Annotated in this window: 14 protein-coding genes; 3 read left to right on the top strand and 11 right to left on the bottom strand. The window is 65.6% G+C overall.

The features are described 5' to 3' along the window. Positions 1–7 precede the first annotated feature (7 nt). The 10 genes from AC1DMG_RS02060 to AC1DMG_RS02015 form a co-directional block, all read right to left on the bottom strand. Positions 8–1,105, bottom strand: coding sequence for a protein-glutamate methylesterase/protein-glutamine glutaminase (locus AC1DMG_RS02060; RefSeq protein ID WP_441602947.1), 1,098 nt, complete (start codon positions 1,103–1,105; stop codon positions 8–10). 109 nt (positions 1,106–1,214) lie between these two features. Continuing rightward, complete coding sequence (gene cheD, locus AC1DMG_RS02055) at positions 1,215–1,874, bottom strand: chemoreceptor glutamine deamidase CheD (RefSeq protein ID WP_441602948.1); 660 nt, start codon at positions 1,872–1,874, stop codon at positions 1,215–1,217. Beyond that, the gene (locus tag AC1DMG_RS02050; RefSeq protein ID WP_477177005.1) at positions 1,871–2,752 is read right to left on the bottom strand and encodes a CheR family methyltransferase; all 882 of its coding nucleotides are present in this window, start codon (positions 2,750–2,752) and stop codon (positions 1,871–1,873) included. The genes cheD and AC1DMG_RS02050 overlap by 4 nt, the downstream gene beginning before the upstream one ends. A gap of 2 nt (positions 2,753–2,754) precedes the next feature. Further along, the gene (locus AC1DMG_RS02045; RefSeq protein WP_441602950.1) at positions 2,755–4,470 is read right to left on the bottom strand and encodes a methyl-accepting chemotaxis protein; all 1,716 of its coding nucleotides are present in this window, start codon (positions 4,468–4,470) and stop codon (positions 2,755–2,757) included. 26 nt (positions 4,471–4,496) lie between these two features. Next, on the bottom strand, positions 4,497–5,003 hold the full coding sequence (locus AC1DMG_RS02040; protein WP_441602951.1) for a chemotaxis protein CheW: 507 nt from the start codon (positions 5,001–5,003) through the stop codon (positions 4,497–4,499). A 208-nt stretch (positions 5,004–5,211) separates the two neighbouring features. Beyond that, positions 5,212–6,849: a methyl-accepting chemotaxis protein gene (locus tag AC1DMG_RS02035; protein ID WP_477178554.1), complete on the bottom strand. Its 1,638-nt coding sequence runs from the start codon at positions 6,847–6,849 to the stop codon at positions 5,212–5,214. 205 nt (positions 6,850–7,054) lie between these two features. After that, positions 7,055–8,728 (bottom strand): methyl-accepting chemotaxis protein, encoded by a 1,674-nt coding sequence (locus AC1DMG_RS02030; protein ID WP_477177003.1) that lies wholly within the window; start codon positions 8,726–8,728, stop codon positions 7,055–7,057. Between the two features lie 183 nt (positions 8,729–8,911). Continuing rightward, positions 8,912–10,897 carry a chemotaxis protein CheA gene (locus tag AC1DMG_RS02025; protein ID WP_477177002.1) on the bottom strand — a complete coding sequence of 662 codons (1,986 nt, stop codon included), beginning with the start codon at positions 10,895–10,897 and terminating at the stop codon, positions 8,912–8,914. 78 nt (positions 10,898–10,975) lie between these two features. Further along, the gene (locus AC1DMG_RS02020) at positions 10,976–11,338 is read right to left on the bottom strand and encodes a response regulator (RefSeq protein ID WP_046973083.1); all 363 of its coding nucleotides are present in this window, start codon (positions 11,336–11,338) and stop codon (positions 10,976–10,978) included. 14 nt (positions 11,339–11,352) lie between these two features. Beyond that, complete coding sequence (locus AC1DMG_RS02015; RefSeq protein WP_441602955.1) at positions 11,353–11,664, bottom strand: STAS domain-containing protein; 312 nt, start codon at positions 11,662–11,664, stop codon at positions 11,353–11,355. Positions 11,665–11,857: 193 nt separating this feature from the next. Here AC1DMG_RS02015 and fliK point away from each other — a divergent pair, with 193 nt between their 5' ends. The 3 genes from fliK (at position 11,858) to AC1DMG_RS02000 (ending at position 14,576) form a co-directional block, all read left to right on the top strand. Then, a complete protein-coding gene (gene fliK / locus AC1DMG_RS02010; RefSeq protein WP_477177001.1) occupies positions 11,858–13,000 on the top strand; it encodes a flagellar hook-length control protein FliK in 1,143 nt (380 codons plus the stop codon). After that, complete coding sequence (locus AC1DMG_RS02005) at positions 12,997–13,272, top strand: EscU/YscU/HrcU family type III secretion system export apparatus switch protein (RefSeq protein ID WP_477177000.1); 276 nt, start codon at positions 12,997–12,999, stop codon at positions 13,270–13,272. The genes fliK and AC1DMG_RS02005 overlap by 4 nt, the downstream gene beginning before the upstream one ends. 95 nt (positions 13,273–13,367) lie before the next feature. Next, entirely contained in the window at positions 13,368–14,576 is a 1,209-nt protein-coding gene (locus tag AC1DMG_RS02000; RefSeq protein WP_477178553.1) for a DUF2252 family protein, read from the top strand. A gap of 18 nt (positions 14,577–14,594) precedes the next feature. Here AC1DMG_RS02000 and AC1DMG_RS01995 read toward each other — a convergent pair whose 3' ends face one another. Then, positions 14,595–15,539 carry a SphA family protein gene (locus tag AC1DMG_RS01995; RefSeq protein WP_477176998.1) on the bottom strand — a complete coding sequence of 315 codons (945 nt, stop codon included), beginning with the start codon at positions 15,537–15,539 and terminating at the stop codon, positions 14,595–14,597. Positions 15,540–15,770 lie beyond the last annotated feature (231 nt).

The following is a 15,770-nucleotide window of genomic DNA, read 5'->3' as shown; positions in this document are numbered from 1 at the left end:
CTGCCGATCAGGTGGCCGACACAGCGGCGCGGGAAACAGGTTGATGCGCCATCGCGAGCAGGCGCGCGGCAATGTGTTCTAGCGGAAGCTTTTCGCTGCTGGCGCCCAGCTTCCAGGCGGCGCCGGGCATGCCCCACACCACCGAGGTTTCTTCGTCCTGCACCAGGGTGCGTGCGCCGCCCTGCTGGAGTTCCAGCAGGCCGCGCGCGCCGTCGTCACCCATGCCGGTGAGCAGCGCAGCGATGGCCGACTGGCCCACGCTGGCGGCCATGGAGCGGAACAACACGTCCACGCTCGGCTTGTGGCGATTCACCGGCGGCCCGTTATGCAGGCGGCACACATACTTGGCGCCATCCCACATCACCAGCAGATGCTGGCTGCCCGGTGCGATATACGCATGGCCGGCCTGGATCGGCTGGCCGTCGCGCGCTTCGCATACGCGCATCGCGGAACACGTGTCCATGCGTGCGGCAAACGGGCCACTGAAGGCGGCGGGAATGTGCTGCGTAATCACGATCGGCGGCGCATCCGGGGGCATTGCTTCAAGCACTACGCGAATCGCTTCGGTGCCGCCGGTGGAGGCACCGATGGCGATGATCGGCATGCCACCGCGCGTACCGGCGCTCTGGGCGCGCGGCAACACGGCATCGGCGCTGAGGCGCGGCGGCACATCGAGCTTGCGCACGGCGGTGCGCTGACGCGGACGAGCCAGCGCGGCGAGTTTCACCTTGGCGCAGATTTCCTGTGCGCCTTCGGCAAACGTGCTGGCCAGATCGTTGCCCGGCTTGGTGAAGAAATCGACCGCGCCCAGCTCCAGCGCGCGCAGCGTCACTTCCGCGCCTTCCTGCGTCAGCGAAGACACCATCACCACCGGCATCGGACGCAGGCGCATCAGATTCTCGAGGAAGGTGATGCCATCCATGCGCGGCATTTCCACRTCMAGCGTGAGTACGTCGGGATTGAGCTGCTTGATCTTCTCGCGCGCAATCAACGGATCGGCGGCGGTGCCCACCACCTCGATGCCCGGATCGCACGAAAGCATGGTCGACAGCAGCTTCCGCACGAGTGCGGAATCATCGACCACCAGGACACGTACTCTTTCCATCGCGTATTCGTCTCGCCTTCGTGGTGCGGCGCGGGTGCATCACCCGCGTCCGCCGGCCCGTGTCGGCGCCAGATGCTTGCAGAGGCCAACCGTGCTGACGCGCATGGCGTCAGAACAGTTCCACCTCTCCCTTTATCGGATCGTTTGCCAAACGCTTGAGATACTGGCGCTCGCCATCCACCAGCACGGCGTCGGTGCGGCCACGCAACTGGCGCACGCGCGCCTTGCCGCTGGTCGGGAAAAACTGCACATGGCGCGGATGCACGTCGCCCAGGTCTTCCGCGGCCACTTCAAGCCGCTCCGCTTCGAGGTAGCGCCGCACGAAGGCGATGTTGCGCTGGCCGATGTCAGTCATGGTGGCCAGCACGCGGCCGCCACCGAACACCTTCACCACCAGGTTCGCGCGCTGACCGCCCGCCTTGAGGATGGCGTTGATCAGCTGTTCCATCGCGTCGTTGCCGTAGCGCGCCGCGCGGCCGATCGTGTCGGCCCAGCCGCCGCGCTCGCCGCCGATCGGCTCGGGCAACATGAAATGATTCATGCCGCCCAGGCCGCGCACGCGGTCGTAAATGCAGGCGGACACGCAGGAACCGAGCACGGTGGAGATCATTTCCTGCTGGGCGCTCACATAGAACTCGCCCGGCAACACCTTGACCGTCATGCACGACTGCGTCGGGTCCCAGAAGCGGCGCAAGTGTTCAAAGCCCGGCAGCACGCGGGCCGGGTCATACCCTGTGCCCGCGGGGAGCTGGGCAGCTACGACATTCATGTACTGCGTTTCCGGTAGACCGTCCGTCCAATCAGGTCGAAGCTGTCATTGAGTCCGTACATGGACTCAGAGTGTCCGAGGAACAGGTAGCCGCCGTCCGGCAACAGGCCGGCATAGCGCTGGAACAAACGCTGCTTGGTGGGCTTGTCGAAATAGATCACCACGTTGCGGCAGAAAATCGCGTCGAACGGCCCTTGCATCGGCCAGTCGTGCAGCAGGTTCAGCGGCAGGATGCTGACCAGTTCGCGCAGGCGCGGATTCACGCAGACGTAATCGGCGTACTCGCCTTCGCCGCGCAGGAACCAGCGGCGACGACGCTCCACGCTCACGCCTTCGAGGCGTTCGAGCGCATACACGCACTTGCGTGCCGTTTCCAGCGCCTGCGGCGACAGATCGGTGGCGAGGATCTTCGCGTCCATCTGCTGCGCGCCGTGTTTCTCCAGCGCCTCGGCCAGCACCATGGCGAGCGTGTACGGCTCCTCGCCGGTGGCGCAGCCAGCCGACCAGATGCGGAGGCGACCGCCGTTTTTCTTCTCGCTGATCCAGCGCGGCAGCAGCTCGTCGGTGAGCAGGTCGAAGTGATGCGACTCGCGGAAAAACGCCGTCACATTGGTGCTGATCGCGCTCGCCAGCTCGCCCAGCTCCTGCTGCGGATCACGCCGCAACAGCTCGCAGTAGGCCTGGAAATCACGCAGCTTCAGGGCACGCAGGCGACGCAGCAAACGACCCTGCACCAGCTGGCGCTTGTGTTCACCCAGCGAGATGCCGCATTGCTCGTAGACGAACGTGCGCAGGAATTCGAACTCGGCATTGCCCAGCGACGGGCCGCCCACGGCCGCCACGCCGACTTGATTGTCCATCGCGGCAGCCGTGTTCATGCTCAGAACTCCTTCCAGGAACCAGCGTCGGAAGCCTCAGCGCGGACGGCTGCGCGCGGGGCGGGGACGTTCGAGCTGCGCACCGCGGCGAACACGGCCTCGGCTTCGGCCATCACCGACTGCGAGCGCGCTTTCTCGGTCGCCACTTCGGTGCCGCCCTCGCCCAGCTGGAAGAAGCCGACCTGGCGAGCCAGCTCACCGGCCTGCTCCTGCATCGCACGAGCAGCGGCAGCGGCTTCTTCCACCAGCGCGGCGTTCTGCTGGGTCATCTCGTCCATCTGCAGCACGGCGTGGTTGACCTGGTCGATGCCGGCCGACTGTTCCTGCGATGCGGCGGCGATTTCGGCCACGATGTCGGTGACCTTTTTCACGCTGTCGACGATATCGGCCAGCGCCTTGCCGGACTGGTCCACCAGCGACGAACCCACGCGCACCTTTTCCGCGCTGTCGTTGATCAGACCCTTGATTTCCTTCGCCGCACCCGCGCTGCGCTGCGCCAGGTTGCGCACTTCGGTGGCCACCACGGCGAAGCCGCGSCCCTGTTCRCCGGCACGTGCGGCTTCCACCGCGGCGTTGAGTGCGAGCAGGTTGGTCTGGAAGGCGATTTCGTCGATCAGGCTGACGATGTCGGAGATCTTGCGGCTGGAATCGTTGATCTCGCGCATCGCGGAGCTGGCCTGCGCCGCTACTTCACCGCCGTGCTCGGCCTGACGGCGCGTGGCGCTGGCAAGCTGGTTGGCGTGGCTGGCGTTCTCGGCGTTCTGCTTCACGGTGGAGGTCATTTCCTCCATCGACGAGGCGGTTTCCTCGAGGCTGGAAGCCTGTTCCTGCGTGCGCTGGCTGAGGTCGTCGTTGCCGCGGGCGATCTGCTGCGCGGCCGAGCTCACCGAGCCTGCGCCGTGACGCACTTCGCCGACGATGGTGGAGAGGCGCTCGTCCATCGTGCGCAGGGCGTCGAGCAGTTCGCCCAGTTCGTCCTTGCGGGTGACGGCGATCTTGTGACCGAGCTTGCCGCCGGCGATGGCATGGGCGACCTTCACGGCCTGACCCAGGGTGTTGAGGATGGAGCGCATCAGCAGCACGGCCATCAGACCGGCCACCAGCAAGCCGACGATCAGGGCGACGATGCTGACCGTGCGCACGAGGTGGTAACGAGTCACCTGCGCGTCGTAGATCTGCTTGGCATCGGCGCGTTGCGCATCGACCAGCTTGGTCAAGGCATCCTGGCGCTGCATCATCAGCGGGCGCACCTGCATTTCCAGCAGTTCGGACGCGCCGGTGTCACCCTGCTTGAGGGCATCGACCAGCGAATCCTTGGCGTCCTTGTAGTCGGCGTCGGTGGAGCGCCAGTCGTTGAACTGCTTCTTCACCGCGTCGCTCATGGGGATCGCGTCGAACTGCTTCTTGAGCGCCTCCATTTCCGCCTGCATCTTCTCGTACTCGGCGAGCTTGGCCTTGACCTGCTCGGGCTTGCTGACCAGCGAGCTTGCTTCGCCCATCAGAATGAACGACATCAGCGAGCGGGTGGAGATCTGCGAGATCAACTGGGCAGGCACGATCTCTTCTTCATAGATCTTGCCCATGCCGTCGTTCTGCTGCTGCATCGAACCGATGCCGATCACGGCGCCGGCGATCAGCATCAGGCCAAGCAGGCCAAGCACCGCGCGCATGCGGTTCCTGACGTTGAGTTCCGGGGCTTTCAGTGCGAACTTCTTCATGTTGGTTCCAATCCTGCGTAAGTCGGTCAGGCCACGGCTTTGACATCGGAGACAGCTGGCAGCGCCGCCTCAAGCATCTGTGCGTCCTGGGGCTGCAACAGCTTGTCCACATCCAGCAGCAGCACCATGCGCTCGCCGGCGGCGGTCAACCCCTTGAGGTATTGCGTATCCACCGTGGTGCCCATGTCGGGCACCGGGCGGATGGCGTCCGGCGTGACATCCAGCACGTCGGACACGGCGTCGACCACCACGCCGAAATTGCGGCCGGCCACGGTGATGATCACGGTGACGGTGGTGGTCCCATAAGCTTCGCGTTCGAGTCCAAAACGCAGGCGCATGTCGATCACCGGGACGATCGCGCCGCGCAGATTGAGCACACCCAGCACGTAATGCGGCGCCTGCGGAATGCGCGTGACCGGCGTCCAGCCGCGGATTTCGCGGACCGCCAGGATGTCGATCCCGTATTCCTCGTGGGCGAGGTTGACGGTGAGGTACTGTGACTGGAGCGCCTCGCTCCGGGTGTTGTCGGACATGTTCGCCTCGTGGTCGGGGCCGCGTGCGAGGCCCCCTATCGGGTTCTGGATCGGCGGTGATGGGGGAAACTTGAGCGGGAAGCGGGGTTTTGGCCTGGGGCTGGCGGTGTCCTGTGGGAGCGCACCCTGTGCGCGACGGCATCCGTTTGCCGCGAGGCATAACCAGGCCGTCGCGCACAGGGTGCGCTCCCACAGGGTTGCTGACAGGTCAGGTCGCGACGGCCACCGGTCGGCTCATGGCAGGCCGCGCGTCACGCATCGGCACAGACGCCTCCGACTGCAACCGGAAGTACCGCACCCGCACCTCCAGCTCATCGGCCTGCTCCTGCATCGCGCGCGCCGCGGCGGCGGCCTCCTCGACCAGGGCCGCGTTCTGCTGGGTGACTTCGTCCATCTGCATCACGGCGCGGTTCACCTGGTCGATGCCCGAGGATTGCTCCTGCGCGGCAGCGGCGATCTCGGCCACGAGGTCGGTCACCTGCTTGACGCTGTCCACGATGCCGGCGAGCACCTCGCCCGATTCGCTGACCAGGGCCGAACCGGCCTGCACCTTCTCGACCGTGCCGCCAATCAGCGCCTTGATCTCGCGGGCGGCCAAGGCGCTGCGTTGGGCGAGGTTGCGCACCTCGCCCGCGACGACGGCGAAGCCACGGCCCTGTTCGCCCGCACGCGCCGCTTCCACGGCGGCATTGAGCGCGAGCAAGTTGGTCTGGAAGGCGATCTCGTCGATCAACTGCACGATGTCGGTGATCTGGCGGCTGGCGCCTTCGATTTCGCCCATGGCGTGACGGGTGCGCGTGGCGACCTGGCCGCCGCGTTCGGCCTGGGCGCGTGCGCTGCGGGCAAGCTGATCGGCATGGCCGGCGTTGTCGGCGCTCTGGCGCACAATGGAAGTCATTTCTTCCATCGATGCGGCGGTTTCCTCCAGGCTCGAGGCCTGTTCCTGCGTGCGATGCGACAAGTCATCGTTGCCGCGCGAGATCTGCTGCGCCGCGGTCGACACCACCTGCGAGCCCTGTTGCACGTCGCGCACGATCTCCACCAGCTTGCTGCGCATGCGTTGCAAGGCGTCGAGCAGGCTGTCCGGGGCGAATGTCTGGGCGCCGTCGCCTACGGCCAGGTCGCCGTCGGCGATGCGTGCCGCCATGGCCAGCGCAAAGGCCGGTTCGCCGCCGATGCTCTGGCGGATGCTGCGCATCGACCGCCAGACCACGCCGATCACCAGCAGGCCGACCAGACCCGCTTCGAGCAGACTCACCAGCAGCGCATGGCGGAACTGCTCGTTGATGTCGACGAAGTAAGCGCCCGTACCAAAATGCATGTCCCACGGCTGGAACCACGCGCTATAGGTGATCTTGGGCTCGACCGTCTTGTCCGGCGGCATGGGCCACGTATATTCCGTGATGCCCGAGCCCTGCGCGCGATCAACAGCCGCGATCATCTGCCACAACGGCTTGCCATCCGGGTCCTTGTCCTCGCGCACATTCTTGCCCTCCTTCTCCGGGAAGATGGGATGCAGGTGCATGACAAAGTTGGAATCGAACGCGAAGACGTAGCCGGAGCCCTGGCCCCAGCGCATCGTGCGGATGACCTCGAACGCCCGGCGCTGAGCCTCTTCCTCGCTGAACTGGCCCGCCTTGGCGCGATCGTGGAAGCTCTGCGCGACAGCGGTGGCGCTGGCGACGTGGTCCTTCAACGCATGCACGCGCGCCGCCATCTGCAGGCGGCGGCTGTCGATGGCGGATACCACGGTGAGCGTCATCAGGCCGGCCACCACAAAGGCGATGACCAACCACACCTTGGCCGCCAGGCTCAGGCGATCGATGAACTTCAAAGGAGACTTCATGACTTCAAAAACCTTCAGAATGAAAAGGACGGTTCTGCGATTGCCTAGATTCATTCCCTGCACTGCTCTTACGCAGGCCAGCGGCCCGCGCGCCGCGGCTTCCTGTCGCAGCTGTCTTTGATGTTGCGAACGGCGCCCCTGGATTCCCTCGCCGCAAGAACTTCGCGCCGGCGACGGACTTCATCGCCGGGTATGTATGGTTTCGTCAGAACTCGGTCCAGCCCGCGCTGGCCGCCGCAAGCTGCGGCTTGGGCATGGCCGGTGCAGCCTGTCGCGCAGGTACTGCGGGGCGCGTCACGACTCGTGTTTCGCCCTGCAGACGGAAGTAGCGAATCTGGCGCTCCAGCTCATCGGCCTGCTCTTGCATGGCGCGCGCTGCGGCCGCTGCTTCTTCCACCAAGGCCGCGTTTTGCTGGGTGACTTCGTCCATCTGCATCACGGCCCGGTTTACCTGATCGATGCCCGAGGATTGCTCCTGCGATGCGGCGGCGATCTCGGCCACGATGTCGGTGACGCGCTTGACGCTGTCCACGATGCCCGAGAGCACCTGGCCGGATTCGGCCACCAGGGTGGAGCCGGCCTGCACCTTCTCCACCGTGTCGCCAATCAACAGCTTGATCTGCTTGGCTGCCGACGCACTGCGCTGTGCGAGGTTGCGTACCTCGCCGGCCACGACCGCGAAACCACGGCCTTGCTCGCCCGCACGCGCGGCTTCAACGGCAGCATTGAGTGCAAGCAGATTGGTCTGGAAGGCGATCTCGTCGATCAACTGCACGATGTCGGTGATCTGGCGGCTGGCACCTTCGATTTCGCGCATGGCATGGCTGGTGCGCGTCGCCACTTCGCCACCACGCTCGGCCTGCATGCGGGCGCTGCGCGCCAGCTGATCGGCATGGCCGGCGTTGTCCGCGCTCTGGCGCACGATGGAGGTCATCTCCTCCATCGAGGCGGCGGTTTCTTCCAGGCTCGACGCCTGTTCCTGCGTGCGATGCGACAGGTCGTCGTTGCCACGCGAGATCTGCTGCGCAGCGGTCGACACGACCTGCGAGCCTTGCTGCACCTCGCGCACGATGCCCACCAGCTTGGTACGCATGCGCTCCAGTGCTTCGAGCATGCTATCGGGGGAGAAGCGAAGTTCACCGTGACCGGCCAGATCGCCGTCGGCGATGCGCGCCGCCATGGCCAGCGCAAACGCGGGCTCGCCGCCGATGCTCCGGCGGATGCTGCGCATCGACTGCCACACCACGCCGATCACCAGCAGGCCGACCAGAGCGGCTTCCAGCAGGCTCACCATCAAGGCGTGGCGGAACTGTTCGTTGATATCCACGAAATAGGCGCCCGAGGCCACGTGCAGGTCCCACGGCCTGTACCAGCTGGTGTAGGTGATCTTGTGTTCGTCCTGTTTGCCGCCGGGCATCGGCCACATGTACTCAGTCGCGCCGAAACCATCGCGCTGATCGGCTTCCATCATGTGGCGATACATGTAGGTGCCCTGGCTGTCCGCTTCGTCCTTGATGCTCATGCCCACGCGCTTGGGCATGATCGGATGCATCCGCATCACGAAGTGGGAGTCGAACGCGAACACATAACCCGCGCCCTTGTTCCAGCGCAGCGCGGACACCGCAGCGAGCGCTTGTTTCTTCGCCTCTTCGTCGCTGAGCTGGCCGGCCACCGCACGCGCGTGATAGCTGTCGATCAGCGAGATGGCGGTATTGACTTCATCGCCGAGCGCACTCACGCGCGAGGCCATCTGCAGGCGGCGACTGTCCAGCGCGGACACCAGGGTCAAGGTGGCCAGACCCGCCACCACGAAGGCAATCACCAGCCACACCTTGGCGGCCAGGCTCAGTCGATCGATAGCTTTCAGTGGAGATTTCATGGAGGCGACCTTCAGAACGGATGGGCCGATGGCGATGGCCCGAATTGATGCCCTGCATTGCTCTGACGCGGGCCGCAGGCCAGCGCGCCGCGGCTTCCTGTCGCGGCTTGAATGAGGTTGGGTGTTGCCGCCGTCGTTCTTGCGAAAGACGGCGTGATCAGCGCTGAACGCTGCGCTCTGTGGTCAGGCCGCTTTCCGGCGACCCTGCATGCGAACCAGTCCGGCGATGTCGACAATCAGCGCCACCGAGCCGTCGGCCAGAATGGTCGCGCCGGAGACGCCCTGCACGCGTCGATAGTTGGCTTCCAGCGACTTCACCACCGCCTGTTGCTGGCCGATCAGGCCGTCGACGAACAAGCCCACGCGCGAGCCATCGCCTTCCACCACCACCATCAGGCCGTCGTCGATGGCGTGAATCGCGCCCTCGCAAGCGAAGGCGTCGTGCAGGCGGATCACCGGCAGGTATTCGCCGCGGAAGCGGAACAATTCGCCGCCACCCACCACGCTGCGCACCGCTTCGGCCTTCAGCTGCACCGACTCCACGATGGAGACCAGCGGCACGATGTAGCGCTCCTCGCCCACCGCGGCGGTGAGGCCGTCGATGATCGCCAGGGTCAGCGGCAAGGTGATGGTGAACACGCTGCCGTTGCCCGGCGTGCTGCGGATGGCCACGGTGCCGCCAAGGTCGGACACGTTGCGGCGGACCACGTCCATGCCCACGCCACGACCGGAAAGATCGGTGGTGACGGCGGCGGTGGAGAAACCAGGCTGGAAAATCAGCTCCGCCACGGCGTCGTCGCTCATGCCCTCGCTGCTGCTGATGATGCCGCGCTGGATCGCCTTGGCCACGATGGCGTCGCGATTGAGGCCGGCGCCGTCGTCGGATACTTCCACCACGATGTTGCCGCCGCGATGCGAGGCCTTCAGCGTGAGTGTGCCGGTATCGCCCTTGCCTGCCGCGCGGCGCTTGTCCGGCGTTTCCAGGCCGTGGTCGATGGCGTTGCGCACCAGGTGCACCATCGGGTCGCCGATCTTCTCCAGCACCGTCTTGTCCAGCTCGGTCTGTTCGCCGATCAGCTCCAGCTTCACCTGTTTGCCAAGCTTCTGGCTGATGTCGCGCACCATGCGCGGGAAGCGGTTGAACACGGAGGCGATGGGCAGCATGCGGATGCCCATCACGCTTTCCTGCAGCTCGCGCGTGTGGCGCGCCAGCTGGGCCAGGCCTTGTTCGAGCACGGCCAGTCGCGCGGCGTCGATGTCGCCTTCGCGGAAGGTGTCGAGCATGGACTGGGTAATCACCAGCTCGCCCACCAGGTTGATCAGTCCATCGATCTTGTCGATCGAGACGCGCACCGAGCTGGATTCGGCGCTGGTTTCGCGTTGCGCGCGCGCGGCCCCGGCATCGGCCACCGGTGCCGCCGGTGCAGCAGCGGGCGCCGACGGTGCGGCGACGACCTCGGCCACCACGTGTTTGGCCTCGATGGCGAGGTCGCATTCGTCCTCGACCCAATCGAACACGCCGGTGATATCGGCGCGCTTCACCGGGCCGGTGAGCTCGATAGTCCAGCCGATATGACACTCGGTCGGTTCCAGTGCAGCGAATGCCGGCAACTTGTCGAACTCGGGCGTGACCTGCAGCTTGCCGAGTCCGGCCAGTTCGCGGATCAGGCGCAGCGGCTCGTTGCCGCTGGCGAGCATGCCGGCGTGCGGGCGGAAGCGGATGGTCCAGGCATCGGCCTGGTCCACATCACGCCGCGCCTGCAGCGCAGCAGCCGGCACGCCGCGCCCCATCGCAGCGGCCAATTCATTGCGCAGCCCTTCGGCCACCGCGTCATTGAGCGGCTCACCGGCCTGGGCGCGGGCAAACATGCCGCGCAGGCAGTCCACCGTACGCAACAGCAGTTCGATGATGGAACCGTCGATGGCGCGCTTGCCGCTGCGCACTTCATCCAGCAACGACTCGGCCTCGTGGGTGAACGAGGACATCTCCGGAAAACCGAAGGTGGCCGCGCCGCCCTTGATCGAATGTGCGGCGCGGAAGATGGTGTGCACCAGCTCGCCGTCACCGCCCTCGTCCAGCGCAAGCAGCGACGACTCCATCGTGTCGAGTCCTTCCAGACTCTCTTCGATGAACACCTGTTGGAACTGCGCCAGACCGGCCTTGCTCATGGGGACACTTCTCTAAGGGATTGCGGACGCAGGTTCACTGCCGTCATGCCGGCGTTCGCCGGCACAACGCAGCTGTTTTCAACCAAGCACGCGCTTGACGGTGGCCAGCAGCTGTTCGGGATCGAACGGCTTGACCAGCCAACCGGTCGCGCCGGCGGCCTTGCCTTCCATCTTCTTGTCCGTGTGCGACTCGGTGGTCAGCATCAGGATCGGCACGCCCTTGTACGCCGGCATCGTGCGCAGCTCGCGCACCATGCTCAGGCCATCCATCACCGGCATGTTCACGTCCGCCAGCACCAGGTCGAAGCTGCTGCCCTTGGCCGCATCGAGCGCGAGCTGGCCGTTTTCCGCCTCGCTCACATCATGGCCGGCATTGCGCAGGGTGAAGGCCACCATGCCGCGCATCGAAGCCGAATCGTCAACCGCAAGAATCTTCGCCATCTTCCACCTCAGTTTCAGGCCGGCATCGGTGCCGGCAGTTCCAAAGCCTGTGCGAGGCCGAGCACGCCGGCCGCGTCACGCATCACTTCGCTCACACCCAGCCACGTGGGCGACTGGCCCCGGGCCGTCGCCTCGCGGCGAAACGCCACCAGCAGCTGCAGCGCCGCGGTATCCACGCGCTCCACGCCCGCGCCGTCCAGCTGCGCGGCGGCATCGAACGCTTCGATCAGTTCGGCCTTTACCTGCGCCACGCTGCCGAGGCGGAAATCGGCGGGCAGCGCGATCACGCGCGCCTTCGCCTTTGCCTCACCCGTCGTCTTGCCCATGGTGTGATCCTGTGCCTGCCCTGTTGGGCGTCTACGGGTGGTTTATCGGCCATGCCGTTGTTCGCTTTAGCGATCTTTGTCCCGGTCGGGCGCCGCCGATGCGCTCAAAATGGGCCCTCAAGTTTTCTCGAAGGCCGCCGATGCCTAGGGCACGGACGGGCGCGCATGCCGCTTCGTTCGCAAGGAGCTACGCTTGATCATCCAACCCACCAGTCTCGCAGCCCTCGCCTGGGCCGGCGCTGCCTCCGGCAGTGCCGCCGAGAGCTGGCGCATCGGCACGGTGCTGTCCGCGCGTCCGCTGGGGATCAATCCGGACGGCATGATGGTGCTGCAGATCGGCGCCGTGGCCGTGGAAACCGAAGCGCCAAGCGGCCAACAGCTGCCGGCCCAGTTCCAGGTCCGCGTGCTCACCCTGGGCGCGCAGCCGCAGCTTGAGCTGATGCTGCCGCAGAGCGCTCCACCGGCAGCGCAGCTGGCGATGCGCGAACGCCTGCCCCAGCAGAATGGCTACGCGCCTTTGCTCGCCACGCTCGACGCGCTGGCCCAGCGCCCGGCGCTGCGCCAGCTGCCCGCCTACCTGCGGCCGGCACTCGCGGCGCTGGAACACGTGGTGCGCACGCCCACCGAAATCACCCGCGGCGAAGGGCTGGAAGAAGCGATCAAGCGCAGCGGCCTGTTCCTCGAATCGCAGCTGGCCGAGCCCAACCTGGATATGGCCGGGCTTAGCCAGGAAGACTGGAAGGGAGCGCTGCTGCGCCTGGCCAGCCTGCTCGACGACTATTTGCCGGCGCGACGCGCGAGCAGCTCGTCCAGCGAAACGCCGCCGCCACTGCAACAGCGCGGCCTGCAGGCGCAACCGCGCGCGATGCTGCCGCTGTCCCTGCTCGATGACGATGTCGACGCCTTGCTCAGCCGCCTGCACGGCGAAGTGCATGCGGCCCTGGCGCGCGTGGAAGTGGCCCAGCTCGAGGCCACCACCGCGTCCGCCTGGATGATCGAGATTCCGCTGCAGGGCGAAGACGGTCGCGACATCCTGCAGGTGCAGCTGCAGCAGAACGCCGAGGGCGGCGCCGGTTCGTCGTGGACGTTCGGCTTCGCCATCGACCTGCCCGGGCTGGGCCCGCTGCAGGGCGAACTGCAATTGCGCGACCTGCGTCTATCGGTTCGCCTGTGGGCCGAACGCGCCGATACGGTGCATCGACTGGAACAACAGTTCGGTCCGTTGCGCCAGGCTTTGTCGGCGACCGGCCTGATCCTCGACCAGCTCTCCTGCCAGCAGGGGCTGCCGCAATCCACGCATCAACACAGTGCGATTCTGCTGAGGACGATGGCATGAGCAACGCACTGCCGCCCGCACGTCGCCGCGTCACCCTGCGTCTTTCCGGCGGACCCAACGATGCGCCTGCCACGCCGGTAAGTCTTCCGCCGGAATCGCTGGAGACGTTGCTGGCACGTGCACGCGCACTGGGCATCCCGTTGCATCAGGATCCGCAGATGGCCGCGCTGCTCGCCTCGCTGCGCTTGCGCAAGGAAGTGCCGGCCACGCTGTATGCCGCAGCGGCAGCGGTGTTGTCGTGCATCTACGACGCGGCCGACGCACAGCACTGATCGCACGTTCCTGCGAAGCAGGCACAACGCTTAAAAACGCGACACGTCCTTCATGTTGGGTCCGCAACAGTGATCCTGCACACACAGGATCGCTTATGTCCCGTTCCCGCAACGCCAGCGTGTCGCCGTCGCATCGCCAGGATGCCCTGACCAGACGACGCAATACCAAGATGGCCCGCTCGGCGCATGCCTATGTGCGCGGCAACACGGCGCAGTTCTACGCATGGCTGGACTCGCGAGCAGCGCCGCGCCTGCCGGTGGGACCGGCGATCTGGATCTGCGGCGACTGCCATATCGGCAACATTGGCCCGGTGGCGGACGACCAGGGCAAGCTGCATATCCAGATACGCGATTTCGACCAGAGCGTGATCGGCAATCCCGCACACGACCTCGTGCGGCTCGCACTCTCGCTCGCCATGGCGGCACGCGGTTCGGATCTGCCCGGCATCACCACCGCCAACATGATGGAAGCGATGCTCGACGGCTACGAGGCCGCTTTTCCGGAAACCGACGATCCCGAACCAAGCATGCCAAGCACCATCAAGCTGGTGATGAAGCAAGCGGCCAGACGCAGTTGGAGGTCGCTTGCCAACGAACGCACCAACGGGGCCGGACTGGAGCTGCCCTTGGGCAAGGAGTTCTGGCCGATCGTCGCCAAAGAGCGCAAAGCCATCCAGGCCATCTTCAGGCAACCGGAATTGGATGCGCTCGCCAAACAGTGGAAGCATCGCGATCCCACCGGCGAGGTAAACGTGCTCGATGCCGCGTACTGGCGCAAAGGCTGCAGTTCGCTCGGCAAGCTGCGCTATGCCGCTTTGCTCGACGTGGATGGCAATGCGGTCGAAGGCGATGATCTGTGCCTGATCGATATCAAGGAAGCGGCCGCTTCGATCGCGCCCCGCGCGAAACGGGTGCGCATGCCGCGCGATCATGCCGAGCGCGTGGTGCTTGCGGCACGTCACCTGTCGCCGGCGCTGGGCAATCGCATGCGTCCCACGCACCTGCTGGACAAGCCGGTGTTTGTGCGCGAACTGCTGCCGCAGGACCTGAAGATCGATATTGCCCGCCTGCATCGCAAGCAGGCGCGGCGCGTGGCGGCCTTTCTCGCCCACGTGGTGGGACACGCCCATTCGCGTCAGATGGATCCGGCCACGCGCAAGTCCTGGTGCCAGGAGTTGCAACGCAATCATTCGCGCACCCTCGATGCACCGTCGTGGCTATGGCAGGCCGTGACCGGCCTGCTGTCGATGCATGAGCGCGATTATCTGGACCACTGCCGCCGTTACGTGGGCGGCCAGGCCTGAATCGTTCGCACAGAACCGTCAGAGCGTGATCGTGGCCGACAGCATCGCCGGGTTGCCCTGCAGTCGATTGGTGACATCGAATTCGTGCAGCCAGCGCAGCGAGAATTCGACCTGGCCGCCCTGCCACTTCTTGAGGTAGTTCACCATCGGGCCCACCGCCAGTGCGTGTCCCTTGAAGCCGCCAAGAAGATCGGCCGTCGGCCCCGTGTCGTCTTCCAGTTGATAGATCCAGCCGCCGACGGCGCCCACGCCCCACCCCGTGGGGAAGCGCTTTACCAGCAAGGTATCGAGGCGATACACCGAACCATTCTGGTAATTGGTCGCCTTGTCCTTGGTGTAGAAGTCCACTGCCGTGGTGGCGCTCCATTCCAGCGAGCCCTGGTCGAACAACCCGGTATAGCCAATGGTGGGCGAGAAGGTCCAGGTGTTGAGGCTGGCATTGGCCAGGCGGCCATCCTTGTAGTCGCCGGTGGGCGCATAGAAGTACAGCGAGAACGACATGTGCTGCGTCTGGCTGAAATGATGGCTGGCGATCACGGGCGCGAAGAACAAGTCGTACGGCCCCAGCACGTGGGATGAGCGACTCGCGCTGAAACCGCCGAGCCGTGCGTTGACGTTGGCATCGACGTAGGCAAAGGGCATGGTCATCATCGAGGCAAAATTCCAGGACGAAGGCGCCGTCTTCCAGATATACAGGCCGGTGATCGTGGCCAGCTGGAACTCCGCCTTGAGACCCAGCGCCGAGCCGCCGCCGGCGATAGGCACCTGCTTGGACGCGCTGATCGAGCCGTCGTAATACGCATAGCCGTATTGCCAGGTGAGCCCCGGCTCCGGGGGTATCAGGCCCGAGTACGACGTCGCCTGCATGCCGGTGATGGAGCGGCCAACGCCCGTTTCCGTGGCGTGCAGTGGCAAGGCAAACAGCGCAGCCAACGGGACGCCATACAGCGCGATTCGTTTCATGACAGCTCCAGGCGTGGCGCGACGGCATGCGCGTTTCGTGCGGCAGCCGGACTGCCCGCACGGCCTCAGCCTCTACGGATCACGGGAGTCGGACAAGCGAAAATCCACCTACTGGATCTACGTAGAAATACGCAGAACGGCGTGCGGGCCGCGTACCAAAAATGCCGCGCCATGATCTTGCGACATGCGATCCGCGCGACGGCATCCGTGCGGTCTGGGCGCTGCGGTGTC

The sequence above is a fragment of the Dyella sp. 01N36 genome (assembly GCF_056399745.1).
The sequence above is the reverse complement of the archived record's forward strand: the minus strand, read 5'-3'. Positions and strand labels throughout refer to the sequence as shown.